Here is a 17,368-nt window from a genome sequence, read left to right as displayed (position 1 = left end):
ATACTATACCCCAGTATAGTTTTATTGATCGAGAGGATCCGTCATGTCCCACACCATTCACGACAAAAAGAAGCTGCTGGCACGGGTGCGCCGCATCAAGGGACAGGCCGGTGCGCTGGAGAGCGCGCTGGAGCAGGAGAGCGACTGCACCGCTATCTTGCAGCAGATCGCCGCCATTCGCGGCGCCGTCAACGGCCTGATGCTGGAGGTGCTGGAGGGGCATATGCGCGAGCATCTCGGCGCCCCCGATGCCACCCCTGCCGAGCGATTGGAGGATCTGGATCAGGTGGTCAGCGTCCTGCGATCCTATTTGAAGTAAGCAGGATGGCGGCGCCATCTGTTCAGGCTCGACCAGTGTCGGGCTTGAGCCACCGCCAGCTTTGCGCCATGATGTCCAGCCCGGCTGACCGCCGGTTTTACTGGACAGTCAATTTCAAGGATCCCCCATGTTTGAACACGTCGATGCCTATGCTGGCGACCCCATCCTGACGCTAGTCGAGACCTTCCACAAAGACACCCGCGAGCAGAAGGTGAACCTGGGGATCGGCCTCTATTACGACGAGCAGGGCCGCATTCCGCTGTTGCCGTCGGTGCAGCAGGCCGAAGCCCAGCGCGCCACCGCCCCTGCCCCGCGCCCCTACCAGCCGATGGAAGGCGCCGCCAACTACCGCACCGCAGTGCAACACCTGCTGTTTGGTGCCGACCATGAAGCGGTCAAGGCGGGACGTATCGCCACTATCCAGACCATCGGTGGCTCCGGCGCACTGAAGATTGGCGCCGACCTGCTCAAGCGCTACTTCCCGACCTCCGAGGTGTGGGTCAGCAATCCCACCTGGGACAACCACAAGGCGATGTTCGAGGGAGCCGGCATCAAGGTGCATGACTACCCCTACTACGATGCGGCCACCGGTGGTGTGCAGTTCGATGCCATGATCGACTGCCTGAGCACTCTGCCGGCCAAGAGCATCGTGCTGCTGCACCCCTGCTGCCACAACCCGACCGGGGTGGATCTCTCCCGCGCCCAGTGGGATCGGGTGATCGCGCTGGTGGTCGAGAAGAACCTGATCCCCTTTATGGATATTGCCTATCAGGGCTTCGGCGACGGGCTGGAAGAGGATGCCTACGCCATCCGCGCCATGGTGGCCGCCGGTGTCAGCTTCTTCGTCAGCAACTCGTTTTCCAAGAACCTCTCCTTCTACGGCGAGCGCTGCGGCGGCCTGTCGGTCATCTGCAAGGATGCCGAAGAGGCGAGCCGCGTACTGGGCCAGATGAAGGCCACCGTACGCCGCAACTACTCCAGCCCTCCTACTCACGGTGGCCAGATCACCGCGGCGGTGATGAGCCAGCCCGAGCTGCACGCCATGTGGGTCGATGAAGTGACCGAGATGCGCACCCGCATCAAGGCAATGCGCCAGAAGCTGTTCGAGGTGCTGAGCGCCAAGGTGCCGGGCCGCGATTTCAGCTACTTCATCAACCAGCGCGGCATGTTCAGCTACACCGGCTTCACCCCGGAGCAGGTAGATCGCCTGCGCGAGGAGTTCGCCGTCTATCTGGTGCGCTCCGGCCGCATGTGCGTGGCGGGCCTCAATAGCCGCAACGTCGACTATGTGGCTGACGCCATGGCGGCGGTGCTCAAGGGCTAATCCGCATCAGCCCCGCTTTGGCGGGGCTTTTTGTCTGTTGCGTTCGCAGTCACCTCTTGAGGAGTCTGCTCACCCTCCCCCTGCTGTGAGAGAATGCCAGCGAGTCACGCTGAATCTTCCTGATTCCGAGCCTGTTTATCTTCATCAATTTCAGGAGCCACTATGGATCTGATCGCTCTCTCTCGGCTGGGAGGTCGCCATCTGGTCACCCTGCACCTGCTGCTCGACAACCAGAGTGTCACCCGCACCGCCGAGCGGCTCTGCACCACCCCTTCCACCGTCAGCAAGACCCTCAACCAGCTGCGGGATCTGCTGGGGGATCAACTGCTCTACCGCCAGGGCAACCAGCTGCTGCTCACCCCCATGGCCGAGCGACTGGCGCCCACCCTGCACCGGCTGTTGGGGGAGCTGAACGGCCTCACTCGCCAGAACGCCTTCAACCCCCAGCAGTGGCAGGGCAGCTTGCGGCTGGGATTGCGCGAGAGCGTGATGACCTGGCCGGTGGGCCCCATTCTCGGTCAGCTGATGCAGGAGGTGCCGGGCATGGTGCCGGAGATCTGGAACAAGGATGAGCAGGGGCTGGAGGCGCTGGCAGCGGGCAAACTCGACTTCGTGATCCTGCCCCATGACCAGAGCCAGCCGTTGCCGCGCCAGCCCGGGCTGGTGTGGGAGACCCTGCGGGAAGAAAAACTGGTCTGCCTGCTGCGCAAAGACCATCCCGCGCTGGCCAAACCCTGGGATCTCGATGCCTACCTGAGCTGGCGCCATATCGCCATCCGGGATCAGGAGCTGGCCAACCCCTTCTTCGAACAGAGCCTGGCCCAGCAGCAGGTGCGTCGCCAGATTGGCGCCACCCTGCCCGATTTTGCCAGCGCGGCGGCTCTGCTGCCTCAAACCGACCTGATCCTCACCGCCATCGGTGGCTGGGCGGCCTGCATGGCCAGTCAGCCGGATCTGGTGATGCGTCCGGCACCGTTCGATTACGGCAAGGTGAGTCACAGTCTGGTCTGGTATGGCCCGGCCGGTGATGGCTCGGCCCGTCACTGGTTCCGCCAGCGGATCCTGCAACTGGGTCGCGAATTGATTGAGCCCTGAGCCGGACGACAGCGAGCAGAGATTGATGTTTCACCGCGGTGAAACATCAACGGCAAGTAGGGACTAGGGACGTTTGGTATAGATGGGGCTGGGGAAGGAGGCAACGTTGCTGCCCAGATCCGTGATGCGAGCTGCCCCCTGCTTTTTCACCTGATCGATGCGCAGCACCTGATGCATGGGAATAAGGGTCTGGCGCACATCGGCAAATTCGCTCTTGAGCTTCTCGTGACTGGGATCGACGATAAGCGCCGTATGGTTGTCCCAGACAAAGTCGGCAATCTCGATAAAACCGAACAGCTGGCCCTGATTGACTTCGCGCACATACACTTCGTAGCGCTCGCTGTGGCAAATAAACTGAACCCGATATAACGCCTTGCTTTCACTCATGATTATCTGTCATTGAGGGGTAAGAAGATGGCCATTATTCTAGCCGCCGTTCTCGCCCCCTCCAATAGACAGAAATCACAGTTGCGGCCTTTCCATGCCGCACCTCACGCCATGACGGTCACCGGATGACGCAGCCACTCAGCCCATCAAGGCAGGCAGTGAGACCGGCCCCAATCCCGCTGCACGCAAACGGCTGGCCAGCTGTTTCAGCTCGGTTTGGTGAGCCTCTGGCCATTGCGCCGCCTCTCCCCGCACCCCGTGGTGGCGAAAGCCGTTGAGGCGAATGGGCACAGGCCCAAGCTGCTGCAAGAAGGCGGCAAGATCCGCGTCCAGCTCACCACTTGCATCCAGAAAATCACTCTTGCCCGGCACATGGAGCAGCCGCAACTCGGCCAGCTTGCCGTGGCTTGCCAGCAGTTGCAGCGATGCCAACACTCGCTCGCGGCCATAGCCGGTCAGGGTGTGATGGACCGAGTCGCGCCACCCCTTGAGATCGAGCATGGCGCCGTCGAGCACCGGCAGCAGCCGCTGCCAGCCGGTTTCGGCCAGAGAACCGTTGCTGTCTAGCAGGCAAGTGAGATGGGTCAGATCCGGCGCGCCCTTGATGGCGGCAAACAGCGCAACCACGAAGGGGAGCTGGGTAGTCGCCTCACCACCGGAGACGGTAATTCCGCTCAGCAATGGGCCGTAGCGGCGCAGCAGGGCCAACACGTCGGCCACCGTCATGGTTGTGGTCTTGGGATTGGCACTACGGGGGCAGACATCCAGACAGGCATCGCAATCGGTACAGAGCGCCTCCTGCCAATGAACCTTGCCCTCGCTCATGGTGAGGGCGCCGCTCGGGCAGACCGCAAGGCAGTCACCGCAATCGTCACACAGCCCTATGGTGTGCGGATTGTGGCAGCCGGGGCAACGAAAGTTGCACCCTTGCAGAAACAGCACCAGCCGGTTGCCCGGCCCGTCGACACAGGAAAAGGGCAGCACCCTGCTTACCAGGGCGCTGCGTGTTGGCAAAACATCAGCCATCGGTGCGAACTCAATACTCGCCGATAGTCGATTCGTGGGCGACCACCCGCGGTGCCCGCTGCCGGATGGCGGTCACTTCACTCGCCTCGGCACCGAGACAGGTGGTCTGCAAGCGCGAGCCTTCTTCTGCAAAACGAGCTACGTCGCTCTTGCGGATCATGTAGCCGGTCACCCGCACCAGATCGCTGTCGGCCACGTTGGCGGTGAACTCGCGCATACCGATGGCAAGCGCCCCCTTGCAGAGCTGCAACAGCGCCTGCGGGTTCTGGCGGATGGTGGGATCCAGCGTGAGGATCTCGCTGATCCCCGAATGGTAATAAGTGTGGTGCGGCGCCAGCGCCAACACATGGCTGGACGGATCCGGCTCCTGCCCGTAGGGAATGCGCACCCCGGGGGTAACAGCCACATCGATGCTGAGGCCACCTTGCGAATGCAACAAAGCGCGGCCACCCCAGGCATGGGTCTGCGGGGTCGTGGTCACATAGGCGGAGAGCTGGGCCGAGATGCGATAGCCAAGCTGGTTCGCCTCCTCGCCATGGCCGTAGCGATCCGGCAGATTCTCTTTATCCATCAGGATATTGACCGCTTCCGCCATGCCGTAGATGCCGAACATGGGGACGAAACGATCCTCATCCAGCAGCCCCTCTTTCACCAGGAAGCTGTCGAAGAAACCGGACTCCTGATGCAAGAAAGCGGCCCGCGCTTCGATCAGCTGGGAGGCCAGACGGCAGTAATGGGGCAGCAGGCAACCGAGGAAGTCATCGATCCCCTGACACTGCTCGGCGACCCGCTTGAGGGAGATGCGCACCAGGGTATTGGCGCCACCGGCCTGCGGCAGGGAGTTGTAGCAGCTGACGATACCAAAACCACGCTGGTCAAAGGTATCGCGATGGATCGGGTAGTTGGCAATGTGCGGCTTGCTGCACTCGGCGATGTTCTTCACCGCCTGCAGCAGCAGATCGTCCGGGGTCTGCTCCGGATCGTGGAAAAAGGTGAGGTTCGGCGCCACCTGCTTGAGCTCGTTGTCGATGCGCAGGATCAGGCGGCAGATGCGGTTGTCATCCGGCCCGATGTTGACGTGCATGAAGGCGTCCGGCAGCACCCTGTCCAGATAGACCCAGAACCCCTTCAGCTTGCGATAGAGGGTCTCGTCATCCAGTTCGCCGACAAACGGCAGCAGCAGATGGTCGAGCCGACCCAGCCAGACCGGCATGCCGGTGACGGAGGGGGCATGGTGATAGAGGATGCGCAGGGCGTTGAGCGCCTCGTCGAAATCCTGCGGCGCCGCCAACTCCAGCCAGGCAGAGCCCTGAGTCAGGAATTTTTCATAGTCCGGCAGTACATAACGTGGCTTGTAAGGGGCGTGCCCTTCGAACATGTCGCAGATAAATCCCTGCTCCATCGCCTCGGCGACTGCGGCAGGCAGGTCGGGGTAGGGCAACGCATTCTCGGCGGCCAGCGCCAGCGCATGGCTCTTCTGGGCGGCGGAGAGATGGGGATCGCGCACGATACGCTGACAGGTTTCGATCAAAGACATGGGACACTCCTTCACGGACAGAGCCCATATCCTCACCATTTGCAGGCTTTTTTTGAAGTGACATTCACAACAATACGAATGTCTCAAAAAGACATCCGTGAGAGAGGATCACACCCCAAACAGAACGGGGGCCTTGTCTGCCGACAAGGCCCCCGTTGTGCGGATCAGGGCTCGATGACGATGGGCGTACCTGGGTCAACGGCGTCCCACACCTCATCCAGCTCGTGATTGAGCATGGCGATGCAGCCGTTGGTCCAGTTGGAAGGCTGAACCCTGCGGTTGCCAATGCTGTTGCGCTGGCCGTGGATCATGATCATGCCACCCGGACGAACACCCAGCTCATTGGCGCGCTTGATGTCATCCAGGTTCGGATAGTTGATATGGATGGCTTTGTAGTAGCCGGAATTGGTCTTCTTGTAGTCGAGGGTGTAGCGCCCTTCCGGCGTACGCTGATCCCCTTCCTGCTGCTTGTGCCCCTTGGGCGCCGGGCCCAGAGCAATCCAGTAGCGCTTCAGTTCTTTGCCATCCTTCATCAGGGTCAGGCTATAGGTCGACTTCTTGACCACCACCAAATCGGCTTTTTCGGTCAAGGCAAAACTCAATGCGGGCCAAAGCCCCAACAAACACAGTAATACGGCTCTCATTCCATCCCTCGACAAGCCTCTGGTGCGGGCTTTTCTTGTTACCAGATCATCTGAACGATGCCCGCCGAGCGGCGAGCGAGCGCCATGATATTGGATCGCCATCAATACTCAATATGCCCGGCAAAACATATCTTGCAGCAGCCAGGCCATCTTCCTTGAACGCCGTCATTTTGCATTGGTAATTAACAGTTAAAACAACAAGATACAAAAAATTATCGCGCTGGCACCCGGGGCAATGATCGGCGAAGATAACACTCCACTCCCCGACAGGATCATGCCATGCGCTCTTCGTGCCGCCTCGCCACCCTGCTGTTCTCGCCACTCCTGCTCTGGCTGCCCGCCAGTGTCGCCGCCGATGCACTCTGGCTGCGCGAGCCCGCCCTCTCCCCCGATGGCAAGCAGCTTGCTTTCACCTGGCAGGGGCGCATTTTTGTCGCCAGTGCCGAGGGTGGCCCCGCTACGGCGCTCACCGGCAGCGACTACCTGAGCCAGCGGCCAATCTGGTCGCCGGATGGCAAACAGCTCGCCTTTGCCGCCAATCTCTACGGCAACGAAGATGTGTTCGTGGTACCCGCCAGCGGCGGTGAGATGGTGCGCCTCACTCGCGATTCGCGCACCGATCTGCCGCAAGCCTTCAGCGCCGATGGCAAACGACTGCTGCTGAGCAGCCAGCGCTTGGGGGCGCCCGATGCCGACCATTTTGTTGCGGAAGGCTACCAATGGGGCGAGCTCTACTGGACCCCGATCACCGGCGGCACCTTGCAGGCCGATCTGCCGCTGCCTGCGACCCTCGCCCGTCCCCACGGGGAGCGGCTCGTCTACCAGATGCCTGCGGCGGATCAACCCTTTCGCAAGCATCAGCACTCGTTCGCGGTGCCCCGCCTCTGGCTGTTTGATGGCAAGCAGCACAAGCAGCTGACCGAAGATCGGGTGGCGGCCACCGATCCAGTCTGGAGCGACAAGGGAGATACCCTCTTTTACCTGAGCGAGCGCAGCGGCGATTTCAACGTCTGGCGCCGGGATCTCGCCAGCGGCAAGGAGCAACAGCTGACCCACTATCAGGGCCATCCGGTGCGGGGGCTCAGCGCCTCTCGCAATAGCGATCTGGTCTGGTCATGGCTGGGCGAGCTCTATCGCCTCGATGCCGGTAGCAGCGAGCCACGCAAGCTGACCCTCACCCCGCAAGTGGCGAGCGAGCCGGATGAGGCGAGCGAGGCCCTGACCCTGGCAGACGAAGCGCTGGTCAGCGAAGAGGCGGACGAGCTGATCCTGGTGAGCGAGGGCAACCTGTTTGCCGTCGACCCCGAGCGGGAGCGGGTGCGCCAGCTGACCCGAGATCCGAGCGAGCAGTCCAGCCCCCTCTTCGCCGAGCAGGGCCGCGCCCTCATCTATCTGTCGGAGCAGCAGGGGCACGCCGCCCTCTATCGCCTGCGCAAGGGGGATCCGGATCTGCTGTTCAGCGATCCCGGCACCCTGACCGAGACTCTGCTGCTGGCGATTCCCGACAAGCGGATCAGCCGTCCGGTGCTCTCCCCCGATGGCAAACAGCTCGCCTTCGTGGTGGATGGCCAGGCCATCCACCTGCTGGATCTGGCGAGCAACAAGCAGCGGGAGCTGGTGCCTGCCAGCTTCAACCCGTCGCGCCACGAGGTGCATCTCGCCTTTGCCCCCGACTCCCGCCATCTGGCGCTCACCTTCCGCCCCGATGCGGCAGAGCAGGAGATCGCGGTGATCGACACGGCCAATCCCAAGGCCAAACCGGTCAATGTCAGCCTCAACGGCTATCAGGATGGACAACCGGGCTGGAGTCAGGATGGCGCCATCCTCTACTGGCAATCGACCCGGTTTGGCGCACTGGGGCCCGATGGCGAGCCCCTCGTCACCAACCTGCTCGGCATTTACAGCAGCCGCGCCGCCAGAGCCGATGCGATTGCCGAGCTGGAGCCGCCGAAAGAGGGATACGGCTTTGAGAGCGATCGTCTCAACCATAGAGAAGCGCTGCTGCTGCAACCCACCGGTACCCTGCTCGCCAGCCGCATCATCGGCGACCAGCTGATCTATCTGGTGGAGGAGATGGGGGTCAACAGCGAGAGCGAGATCAAGGGCTACAGCCAGGATCTGCGCAAAGGCAAAACCAGCGAACTGTTTGGCGAGCAGCCCGGCCCAGCGCTGGCAAGCCTCAACCAGCAGGGCACCCTGGCTACCCTGGTGCGGGATGGGGAGATCACCCGGATCCACCTCGACTCCGGCGAGGCCACCAGCGCCCCCTTCGCCTTGCAGCCCACCAGCCGCTGGCAGGAACGCATGACCGCCGCCTTCGATCAGATCGCCCGGCTCACCCGGGACGAGTTCTATCTGGACGACATGAACGGGGTGAACTGGGATAGCTATGTCGCCGCTTACCGCCGCCTGCTGCCGGGCATCGGCAACCCGCGGGACTTTGGCAACCTGTTGGCGGAGCTGGCTGGCGAGCTCAATGTCTCCCACACCTGGGGCAGCAGCCCCGCCCCCTTCCCGCGCATGGCGGACGAGACCGCCAGCCTTGGCGGCTACTGGCAGGATGGCGAGCAAGGGGTGATGCTCACCGCCATGCTCTCTGGCGGCCCGCTGGATCAGGAGAGCGATATCGCCCCGGGCACCCGCCTGCTCGCCATCAACGGTGTCCCGATTGCCAATCTGACCGAGCTGGATCGGGCCCTCAACCATCAGGCTGGCGCCCGGCTTGCCCTCACCTTCCAGCAGGCGGGCAACAAGCAAACTGACGAGGTGGTGCTCACCGCCATCGACAAACAGCAGGAGTACCAGCTGCAACAGGATCGCTGGATTGAGAAACGGCGGGAGCTGGTGGCCAGGCTGAGCGGAGGACGGGTCGGCTACGTCTATCTGCCGGCAATGAATAGCGAGGTCTACGATGCGGTGGTGGCGGATGTCCTCGGCAGGCAGCGCAATCGCGAGGCGCTGATCGTCGATGTCCGCTTCAACAGCGGCGGCTATCTCGCCAATACCCTGGTGGAGTTTCTGACCGGCAGCGGCAGCACCAAGGGAATGGCCAGCAGTTGGCCCCGTCAGGGCAAGGGGGAAACCGACGCCGCCACTCGCCAGTGGACCAAGCCCTCGGTGGTGCTGGTGAACGCCGCCAGCTACTCGGAAGGCTCCGCCTTCCCCGAGTACTACCGTGCCCTGAAGGTCGGCCCCATCGTCGGCGATCCGGTGCCCGGCACCGGCACCATGGTCTACAGCCACGACTCCCGGCTGATCCCAGGCCTCTCCTACGGCATTCCGACCCTGGGGCTGCGCAAACCGGACGGTACCTTCTACGAGAATCAGGAGCTGATCCCGGACCAGCAGGAGCCCCTCACTCCGGCTGACATGGTGGCTGGACGCGACCCGCAGCTGGAGGCGGCGGTACAAGCCGCCCTCAAGCAGTTGCCAGCCAGCACCAAATAACTGCGCTCAACGAAAGCGAAACAGCTCGCGATGCAGATGCCCGTCCGGCAACAGCCGGGTCAGGGCATCTGCCATCCCCTCCGGCCCGCAAAACCACACCTGCTCGGGGGCATCCTGCGCAATGCGGGCAAGATCCAGTCGCCCGGCCGCCTTGTCCAGATGCAGCTGATAGCGCACGCCGGTGCGATGACAGAGCTCGGCCAACCGCTGCTGGTAAACGGCCCCCGCCAGATCCGGCGCACACTGGATCAGGGTGATCCCCTCGCTGCGCACCCCACGGGCAGCCAACCCCTCCAGCCAGGCGACAAATGGCGTGATACCTATCCCGGCCCCCAGCCAGAGGGCTCGACCTCCCCCTTGCGGCGCAACAAAGGCGCCATAGGGCCCGGTCACCACCACCCCATCCCCGCTGCGCGCCTCTGCCACCAGCTGACGGGTATGATCCCCGAGCGCCCGCACCGCGATCACCAGCTGGCGCCGATCCGCCGACACCCGCACCAGGGTAAAGGGGTGCGGCCCCTCCTTGGCATCAAATTCGAAGAAGGCAAACTGACCCGGGCGGTAATGGGCGAGCGGCCGCTCCAGCTCCATGGTCAGCTCGCAGGTGTGATCCGCCAGCGCGCGCACCGCAATGACCCGGCCCGGATGGCGATCCCGCGCCCCCACTTGTCCCAGCAGGGAGTAGAGGGCCCCGATAGCACCGATCCCGCCGATCAACCAGATCGCTACCCCAACCGGCGTCATGGCTCCCACCTGAGGCAGCAGGCAGAGCCCGTGGCCCCAACCCGCCAGATAGATGAGCGGCGCCAGCCGGTGGATCAGCCGAAAGCGACCATAACTCACCAGCGCCAGCAAGCTCACCACCACCAGCGCGATCAGCAGATAGAAACTCCACTCCCCCAGGGTATTGCCAAGGGCATGGAGCGAGATGCCATTGCCTGCTCCTGCACCAGCTGCGGCAGCACTGGCCCCACGCCGGGCGGGACGGCTCAGCCAACCCGCCGAGACCGCCCACTTGGGCGCCTCCACCAGCAGCCAGTGAGCGGTCAGTGCCAATGCGCCGCCGATGGCCGTCTGGCGGTGCAATCGCAACATCCGGTCCAGACCGCCACACCACACCTCCAGCCGCGGCAGACGCAACGCCAGCAACAGCGAAATGGCCATATAGGCCATCCCCAGCAGGCCCGTCAGCAGCAACATCTCATGGCGCCAGGGCCACACCCCGTTGGCATCCCCCGCATAACCGAGCCACCAGACCCCGACCGCCAGCAGCGGCAACAGCCACCACACCCGTTTACTCGTCATAACATGCTCCCTGGTTCCATCGTGGCAGGGCCTCACCCCTGCTCATGGCTCCATTACAACCCCGTCCGGTCACAAGACTTTGCCAGAGGGGGAAGCTTGTGTGGCAATGTGTGACAAACGGAAACAAAAGAGGGGCCGACCGGCCCCTCGTGATCACCCTTGTTGGCTCGCCCCTCTTCATAGGAGATGGCGCACAATTCGCCTCCGCTGTGATTGACGATCCGCCAGCAAGAGGAATCAAATGGGGACGTTACATATCTGCGGCGGAAAACCTGCTGCCCACTCTTCCGGACAAGGAGTCCCCCTTGCTTTCATCCACCGAACAACGCGTCTGCTCAAGCTGTCAGCGCGAGACCAACCATGTCGTGGTGCTGGTCGACAAATCCTATGGAAAAGAGGTGAAACCAGAGCAAAAGCACACTGTATTTATCAAAGACTTCATTACCGGCTGGGCCGCCGGCCCCTTTCTGGCCAACATGGATCGCTTTGAACGCCACACCATCTGTGAAAATTGCTGAAATAAAGTCATTGATGAATCGTGAATAATGAAAAAAATAATGGCAGGAAGGTCGCCCCTCCTGCCAATTGCCTATTCATATCAAGCCTGCCTTCATCAGATCACTTACTGCACGCAGCTCAGCTCCTCTCTGACATCTCCAGCAAAGTAGCACCGGGTAATCCACGCCTCGAAATCGGCCAGCATACGGGTTTCCGACTCGCTGTTGTCGGCGATAAGCTCGGCGCCGTGTACCACGCGGATATGGGCATCGAGCGGGGACTCCTCACCCGTAGCCGGACGTTGCTGCGCGGCGGCCATGCAGGCCTTAGCCTGTTGCCACGCTTCGTCTGCGCTCAGGTTGCATGCCTCGGCCAGCGGCACCGCGCTGAATCCCTCGCCAGTCAGGCTGCGCAGGGTCTCATCGTGAGTCATGCCGTTGCCCGGCCCCCAGTAGTGGGCGGCCAGATCCGGCCCGATACGCGGGTTGTCGGTGAGGTAGCCATCACGTTTGAGGAAAAAGGCGCGGGTCTGCTCCACCGCCATCAGCGCCAGCAGGTAGCCGTGATAGGCGCAGGCCGACTCCTGATTAAGGAGGTGCGGAATGGCCAGCAGCGGGCGCGGGCTCTCCACTCCGACAATCTTGCGCTCCCACTGACGGGCCAGCGCCAGCACCGCCTCGGGGCTACGTTCGGCCTCATCCATGGCGTAGAGATCCCGCTCGAAGTAGGCCACCAGCGCGATCTGGCGTTCGTTGAAGGCACGAAACGGCTGGCGTGCGGCGATCATCGCCTTGATAAGCGCATCGGGGAGCGCCTCTCCTGCCGCATTTCTAGCGTAACGTTTGAGCCAGTCGGCATCGTCCAGCAGGCTGTCGCAGAACATCGACTGGGTCTCGGCATAAGCCATGGAAGTTGGCGGGAACTCCTGGGAGAAGCAGGGGGCGTTGCCGGTGACATTGGCAAAATGCGCGGCGTGCCCCCCCTCGTGGAACAGGGTGTTGAGGCCACTCCAGCCGCTGCCCACCTGCGCCGGATCGGCCAGGCTGGTGAAATTGACCACCGCAGGCACCCAATCCCCTTGCTGGAAGAAGCTCGGAACCGGGCCGTGGCAGAAGCCGTTCTCATACTTCCCCTCCCGTGTCAGCAAATCCAGGGTCAGGGTCGCCCCGCGATACTGGATGCCGAGCCGGCGGAAGCTCTCGATCCAATCTCGCAGCGCCCGCGAGAAGGGCACGTAAGGATCGAGCTGACGGGTCACGTCGCCGCTCACGCTGTAACGCAGGTTGTGAGGCAGCAGGGCCGCCTCGCCCTTGGCGGCCTTCAGCTCGGCCAGGCTCTGCTGCAACCGAGCGTCGGTGCGGGCAATAAAGTCGTCGAGGATGGCGAACAGCTGCTCCGGGCTCATCTGCTCGTTCTTGCGCACCTTGTAGTCGAAGTAGTCGCGATAGCCCATGGCGCGGGCAAAGCGGTTGCGGATCGCCACCACCTCGAGAAAACCGTTGCCGACCACCCACTGCTCCAGGGTGTGGAACATGGCGAGCGCGCTCTGGCGCACCGCCTCGTTCGGGCTGGCGGCAAGGGAGGTACTCGCGGCGGGCAGGCTGCCTGCGACCTGCTGGCCCTGCTCATCCAGCAGGGTCAGTTTCAGCCCCTTGCGGCGGGCGAACAGCGCCGCCTCGGCAGCCACCAACTCATCCATCAGGGCGGATGCGGCGGGATCTTCAATCACATTGCACTCGAAGAAGGCGATCCAGCCTTGCAGACCGCGCTTGAGATCATCCTCGTCGGCCTGCGCCAACATCTCCCGCAATTCGGGCAGACGGGCCGGATTGGCACAAAAGGCCTTGTAGGCCTGCTCGGCCGCGGTGAAACCGGCCTGATCGTCGCTGGTGCCCATATAGGTGGACCAGAAGAGATCCTCCTTGCGCCTGTGCACCTGCAGGTAGTCGGCGTTGAGCTGGTTGAAGTAATTCCTGGCAATGGAACTCATAAATTCCCTCTTGTTATGGGGTCACCCGCAGCGGGGCCCACTCCTTTTTTTAGTGAAATGCCAAATGATTCACACTCTTTGGCAAAAATTGCGCAGGGATGCGCATCAACACGCTACCAAAAAGTGGGGGTTGCTGTCTGCTGACTATACTGATGTTAAAACGCTCATTTGAGAAAGGTCGGCAAGAGACTGAAAGTAAATGAGTTGTTAACTCTTACGAACTGGCTGCCGCGGTACAGAGCCACATAAAATCAACAGGGAAATGAGGGTTTAGTCATGTTCAAGCTCGGTGATATTACCGTGAGCCGCAAATTGATTTTGCTGCTCGCACTGGCGTTTGTCGGTTTTGTCTCGCTGCTACTTATCTCGGCCAACGCGCTCCAGCGCAATCTGATGAGCGAGCGAGAGGCGCGGCTCAATGCGGTTCTGGAACAGGCCATGAGCCAGATCCAGTTTCTGGCCAGCACCCTGCCAGCAGAGCAGGCCCAGCAGGAGGCGCGCAAGCTGCTGACCAACACCCGCTTTGATGGCAACAACTATTTATTCGTCATCGACGAGAACCGCACCATGGTGGTTCACCCTATCCGTCCCGAACTGGTCGGCCAGAAGATGGGTGAAGGGGGCGCCGCTACCGCCGGGCAGTTCTGGTATCAGATGGTGGATATCGCCAAAGGGGGCAAACAGGGCACCCTGCAATATATCTGGACAGGCCCATCGGGTGAAACCGCCGACAAGCTCTCCATGGTATCCGGCTATCAGCCCTGGGGCTGGATCCTCGGTTCCGGCATGCTGCTGCAGGATATTCAGCAGACCATCTGGGCCCAGTACATGAAGATGGGGACCGCCACCGCCATCGTGATCCTGCTGATGGGGTTGCTGGGCTGGCGCATCACCCACTCCATCGTCTCCCCCCTCAGTCAGATCAACCACGCCATGCAACGGGTCGCCAAGGGGGATCTGGTGGTGAGCATCCCGGTACAGGGCAAGGATGAGCTGGGAGTGGTCGCCCGCTGCACCAACCAGAGTCTCGATGCCATCCGTCACGCCCTGCTGGAAGCCAGTCAGGGGGCTCGCAACGTGGCGGATGCCGCCCTGCGCATCGCCGCCTCTGCCGAGCAGACCAATCAGGCGGTGACCAGCCAGCGGGATCAGCTGGCCCAGCTCGCTACCGCCATGAACGAGATGAGCGCCACCATCTCCGATGTGGCCGGACACGCCGAAAATACCGCGCGGGATACCCAGGAAGCGACCGGAGAAGCCGGGCTCGGCAACCGCGACGTTCACGCCAGCGTGCACGGCATCAAGGCGCTGGCTACCGAGGTGGAGCAGGCCACCCAGCAGGTCAACCAGCTCAAGGAGGGGGTGATGCAGATCAGCGAAGTGACCGCTGTCATCAGCGCCATTTCGGAGCAGACCAACCTGCTGGCCCTCAACGCCGCCATCGAGGCAGCCCGTGCCGGTGAGCAGGGCCGCGGCTTTGCCGTGGTGGCCGACGAGGTGCGCCAGCTGGCCAGCCGCACTCGCCAATCCACCGAAGAGATCCAGAGTACCATTGCCCAGCTGCAGCAACGGGCCGTCACCGCAGCCAATGCCATGGACACCAGCCGCAAACTGGCGGAGAGCAGCGTCAACCAGTCCCAGCAGGCGGGGCAGGATCTCACCCTGATCGTCAACCACATCCAGCATGTGAGCGACATGGCGACCCAGATCGCCACCGCCGCCGAGCAGCAGAGCATGGTGGCCGAGGATATGAACCGCAACGTCAGCGGCATCAACGACTCGGCGCTGGAGATGTCCCAGTCCGCCTCGCAACTGGCGCAGGAGAGCGAGCTGCTGGCCGGTCTCTCCCGCAGCCTGGATGAGCGGCTTGCGGTGTTCAAACTGGGCAAGGAGTCCTCCACTGCGCCAATGATGGCTCCCATATCTCCCCCGTCAGGCGAGCAGCGCGCCCGTCATTGATGACGTCAATCCTTGTCGCCTTGTCACCCGACCTGCCAGCCAAGCTGGCAGGTTTTATTACGCCAACAACACGCAATCAGCATGCATCTTATCGGCATATTCAACGTTAATCGGTGCCATTCACAGATAAGAGAGCAATTTAAAAACAGTCACTTAGAATGATTTGCGCGCCATTGGATGATGCGTTTAAACATTCAACTTCAAATAACGAATCAATGCAGTGCACAATGGTGATGGCCGAACATTTGGCCCATCACTAATCATCTAGTCATTTGGCAAACTGACCGAAAGGTCGGGACGCAAAGCCTCCGGTCTACAGACGTTTTGTCCAGGATAGCGGGGTTGCCACACGCAAGTGTGTATCGGGGAATCCCCAGGCCAACTGACTGCCCACATCTGTCGAACAGAGGAATGTATGGCAGCAAAAATCCAACTCAATCACATCGCAGCGGTGCTGGCTCTGCTGGCCAGCGGCAGCGCCCTGGCCCACGGCTACATCAGCCAGCCCGAGAGCCGCAACTACCTGTGCAAAACCGGTGGCAACAGCCAGTGTGGCGGCGTGCAGTGGGAGCCCCAGAGCGTGGAGGGGCCATCAGGTTTCCCGCAAACCGGCCCGCAGGATGGACAAATCGCCTCGGCGGGCAGCCCGCGCTGGAGCGAGCTGAACATCCAGACCAGCGACCGCTGGACCAAACGTGAAGTACAGCCCGGTCCCTTCGCTATCAGCTGGACATTCACCGCAAACCACGTCACCCGCAACTGGCGCTACTACCTCACCAAGCAGGACTGGAACCCCAACCAGCCGCTCACCCGCGCCTCGTTCGACCTGACCCCCTTCTGCGTCATCGACGGCAACATGGTGCAGCCGCCCAAGCAGGTGACCCATAACTGTATCCTGCCGGAGCGCACCGGTTATCAAGTGATCCTCGGCGTGTGGGAAGTGGGCGACACCAGCAACAGTTTCTACAACATCATCGATGCCAAGTTCAAAGATGGTAGCCAGCCGCCGCTGGAGTGGAGCCAGGCAGGCACCATCTACCCCTCCATCGACCTCGCGGTGGGTGACAAGGCGATGACCCGGGTATTCGATGCCAACGGCGAGCGCCCCGATCTGCAGACCGTACTGACCATCACCACCGCCGAGCAGGGCCAGAAGAACAGCTGGGCTCATGCCCTCGCCAGCAAGATCAACGCCGAACAGAGCCTGATCCGCGCCGGTCAGCAAGGAGCCGATGGCCAGTTCAATCCGATCTACGGCATGAACCCCGTCTATCTGCATCGAGACAGCAAACTGGATCGAGTCGAGATTGACCTGCAACAGCAGCAACCGCCGGTGGTGGACAGTATCAGCGTCAGCGGTCTGGCCAGCGACTATGTGCTGGACAACGGCAAGGCAACCCTCGATTTCACCGTCACCGCACAGGGCGATCTGGCCGTCACCAGCACCCTCTATGACCACGGCGGCGTCGCCAAGGGTGAAAGCAGTGCAGATATCAAAGACAGCAGCCACACCTTCACCATGGCGCTGGAAGGACTCAAGGCAGGTCACCACCAGCTGGTGATCAAGGCCACTCCGAAAGCGGGCGGCGAGACCATCCAGCAGACCATGGATCTGATGTTCAAGGAGCAGAGCAGCGGCGAATATGACTTCGTCTTCCCGAACAACATCAAGTCCTACACCGCCGGTACCAAGGTGCAGCAGCCGAAAAATGGCAAGGTCTATCAGTGCAAGCCCTTCCCCTACAGCGGCTACTGCGTGCAGTGGGCCACCACCGCCACCCAGTTCGAGCCGGGCATCGGCTCCCACTGGCAAATGGCGTGGGATGAAGTGAAGTAA

13 protein-coding genes and 1 riboswitch are annotated in these 17,368 nt (G+C 62.0%); of the genes, 7 read left to right on the top strand and 6 right to left on the bottom strand.

Annotated elements, in window-relative coordinates; genetic code table 11:
- The first annotated feature begins 43 nt into the window (after positions 1-43).
- The 3 genes from ACW5XC_RS10935 to ACW5XC_RS10925 all read left to right on the top strand — a co-directional run bounded on the left by ACW5XC_RS10935 (position 44) and on the right by ACW5XC_RS10925 (position 2,738).
- A complete protein-coding gene (locus ACW5XC_RS10935) occupies positions 44-319 on the top strand; it encodes a metal/formaldehyde-sensitive transcriptional repressor (RefSeq protein ID WP_005340299.1) in 276 nt (91 codons plus the stop codon).
- A 127-nt stretch (positions 320-446) separates the two neighbouring features.
- Complete coding sequence (locus ACW5XC_RS10930) at positions 447-1,643, top strand: amino acid aminotransferase (protein ID WP_042053293.1); 1,197 nt, start codon at positions 447-449, stop codon at positions 1,641-1,643.
- A gap of 162 nt (positions 1,644-1,805) precedes the next feature.
- Positions 1,806-2,738, top strand: a complete 933-nt coding sequence (locus ACW5XC_RS10925) for a LysR family transcriptional regulator (RefSeq protein WP_042053292.1) — start codon at positions 1,806-1,808, stop codon at positions 2,736-2,738.
- A 63-nt stretch (positions 2,739-2,801) separates the two neighbouring features.
- On the opposite strand, the gene ACW5XC_RS10920 is transcribed toward ACW5XC_RS10925, so the two are convergent.
- The 4 genes from ACW5XC_RS10920 to ACW5XC_RS10905 form a co-directional block, all read right to left on the bottom strand.
- Positions 2,802-3,125, bottom strand: coding sequence for a DUF1820 family protein (locus ACW5XC_RS10920; protein WP_005340296.1), 324 nt, complete (start codon positions 3,123-3,125; stop codon positions 2,802-2,804).
- 138 nt (positions 3,126-3,263) lie between these two features.
- Positions 3,264-4,151 carry a YjjW family glycine radical enzyme activase gene (locus ACW5XC_RS10915; RefSeq protein ID WP_042053291.1) on the bottom strand — a complete coding sequence of 296 codons (888 nt, stop codon included), beginning with the start codon at positions 4,149-4,151 and terminating at the stop codon, positions 3,264-3,266.
- A gap of 10 nt (positions 4,152-4,161) precedes the next feature.
- Positions 4,162-5,688 (bottom strand): YjjI family glycine radical enzyme, encoded by a 1,527-nt coding sequence (locus tag ACW5XC_RS10910; RefSeq protein WP_042053290.1) that lies wholly within the window; start codon positions 5,686-5,688, stop codon positions 4,162-4,164.
- Positions 5,689-5,852: 164 nt separating this feature from the next.
- A complete protein-coding gene (locus ACW5XC_RS10905; protein WP_031227763.1) occupies positions 5,853-6,332 on the bottom strand; it encodes a L,D-transpeptidase family protein in 480 nt (159 codons plus the stop codon).
- A 279-nt stretch (positions 6,333-6,611) separates the two neighbouring features.
- Here ACW5XC_RS10905 and ACW5XC_RS10900 point away from each other — a divergent pair, with 279 nt between their 5' ends.
- Positions 6,612-9,779 (top strand): S41 family peptidase, encoded by a 3,168-nt coding sequence (locus ACW5XC_RS10900; RefSeq protein ID WP_042053289.1) that lies wholly within the window; start codon positions 6,612-6,614, stop codon positions 9,777-9,779.
- Positions 9,780-9,785: 6 nt separating this feature from the next.
- Here the strand turns inward: ACW5XC_RS10900 and ACW5XC_RS10895 are convergent, their stop codons facing one another.
- On the bottom strand, positions 9,786-11,084 hold the full coding sequence (locus ACW5XC_RS10895) for a ferredoxin reductase family protein (protein WP_042053287.1): 1,299 nt from the start codon (positions 11,082-11,084) through the stop codon (positions 9,786-9,788).
- Between the two features lie 149 nt (positions 11,085-11,233).
- On the opposite strand from ACW5XC_RS10895, the gene ACW5XC_RS10890 reads away from it, so the two are divergent.
- Positions 11,234-11,602: a hypothetical protein gene (locus ACW5XC_RS10890; protein WP_236727558.1), complete on the top strand. Its 369-nt coding sequence runs from the start codon at positions 11,234-11,236 to the stop codon at positions 11,600-11,602.
- A 104-nt stretch (positions 11,603-11,706) separates the two neighbouring features.
- Here the strand turns inward: ACW5XC_RS10890 and ACW5XC_RS10885 are convergent, their stop codons facing one another.
- Positions 11,707-13,572: a M3 family metallopeptidase gene (locus tag ACW5XC_RS10885; RefSeq protein ID WP_042053284.1), complete on the bottom strand. Its 1,866-nt coding sequence runs from the start codon at positions 13,570-13,572 to the stop codon at positions 11,707-11,709.
- A 276-nt stretch (positions 13,573-13,848) separates the two neighbouring features.
- On the opposite strand from ACW5XC_RS10885, the gene ACW5XC_RS10880 reads away from it, so the two are divergent.
- Positions 13,849-15,531 (top strand): methyl-accepting chemotaxis protein, encoded by a 1,683-nt coding sequence (locus tag ACW5XC_RS10880; protein WP_042053283.1) that lies wholly within the window; start codon positions 13,849-13,851, stop codon positions 15,529-15,531.
- Positions 15,532-15,795: 264 nt separating this feature from the next.
- Positions 15,796-15,881: riboswitch (cyclic di-GMP riboswitch) on the top strand.
- Between the two features lie 65 nt (positions 15,882-15,946).
- The gene (gene gbpA, locus ACW5XC_RS10875; RefSeq protein ID WP_042053282.1) at positions 15,947-17,368 is read left to right on the top strand and encodes an N-acetylglucosamine-binding protein GbpA; all 1,422 of its coding nucleotides are present in this window, start codon (positions 15,947-15,949) and stop codon (positions 17,366-17,368) included.

This window comes from Aeromonas sp. 25-AL00135 (assembly GCF_054052385.1).
Note: the sequence above shows the minus strand (reverse complement) of the source record. Positions and strands in the feature narration are given on the sequence as shown.

Bases quoted from the DNA above. Each gene is read 5' to 3' on its own strand.
- ACW5XC_RS10910 (WP_042053290.1), bottom strand. From the start codon at position 5,688: ATGTCTTTGATCGAAACCTGTCAGCGTATCGTGCGCGATCCCCATCTC.
- ACW5XC_RS10935 (WP_005340299.1), top strand. From the start codon at position 44: ATGTCCCACACCATTCACGACAAAAAGAAGCTGCTGGCACGGGTGCGC.
- ACW5XC_RS10900 (WP_042053289.1), top strand. From the start codon at position 6,612: ATGCGCTCTTCGTGCCGCCTCGCCACCCTGCTGTTCTCGCCACTCCTG.
- ACW5XC_RS10905 (WP_031227763.1), bottom strand. From the start codon at position 6,332: ATGAGAGCCGTATTACTGTGTTTGTTGGGGCTTTGGCCCGCATTGAGT.
- ACW5XC_RS10915 (WP_042053291.1), bottom strand. From the start codon at position 4,151: ATGGCTGATGTTTTGCCAACACGCAGCGCCCTGGTAAGCAGGGTGCTG.
- ACW5XC_RS10880 (WP_042053283.1), top strand. From the start codon at position 13,849: ATGTTCAAGCTCGGTGATATTACCGTGAGCCGCAAATTGATTTTGCTG.
- ACW5XC_RS10885 (WP_042053284.1), bottom strand. From the start codon at position 13,572: ATGAGTTCCATTGCCAGGAATTACTTCAACCAGCTCAACGCCGACTAC.
- ACW5XC_RS10930 (WP_042053293.1), top strand. From the start codon at position 447: ATGTTTGAACACGTCGATGCCTATGCTGGCGACCCCATCCTGACGCTA.
- gbpA (WP_042053282.1), top strand. From the start codon at position 15,947: ATGGCAGCAAAAATCCAACTCAATCACATCGCAGCGGTGCTGGCTCTG.
- ACW5XC_RS10895 (WP_042053287.1), bottom strand. From the start codon at position 11,084: ATGACGAGTAAACGGGTGTGGTGGCTGTTGCCGCTGCTGGCGGTCGGG.
- ACW5XC_RS10920 (WP_005340296.1), bottom strand. From the start codon at position 3,125: ATGAGTGAAAGCAAGGCGTTATATCGGGTTCAGTTTATTTGCCACAGC.
- ACW5XC_RS10925 (WP_042053292.1), top strand. From the start codon at position 1,806: ATGGATCTGATCGCTCTCTCTCGGCTGGGAGGTCGCCATCTGGTCACC.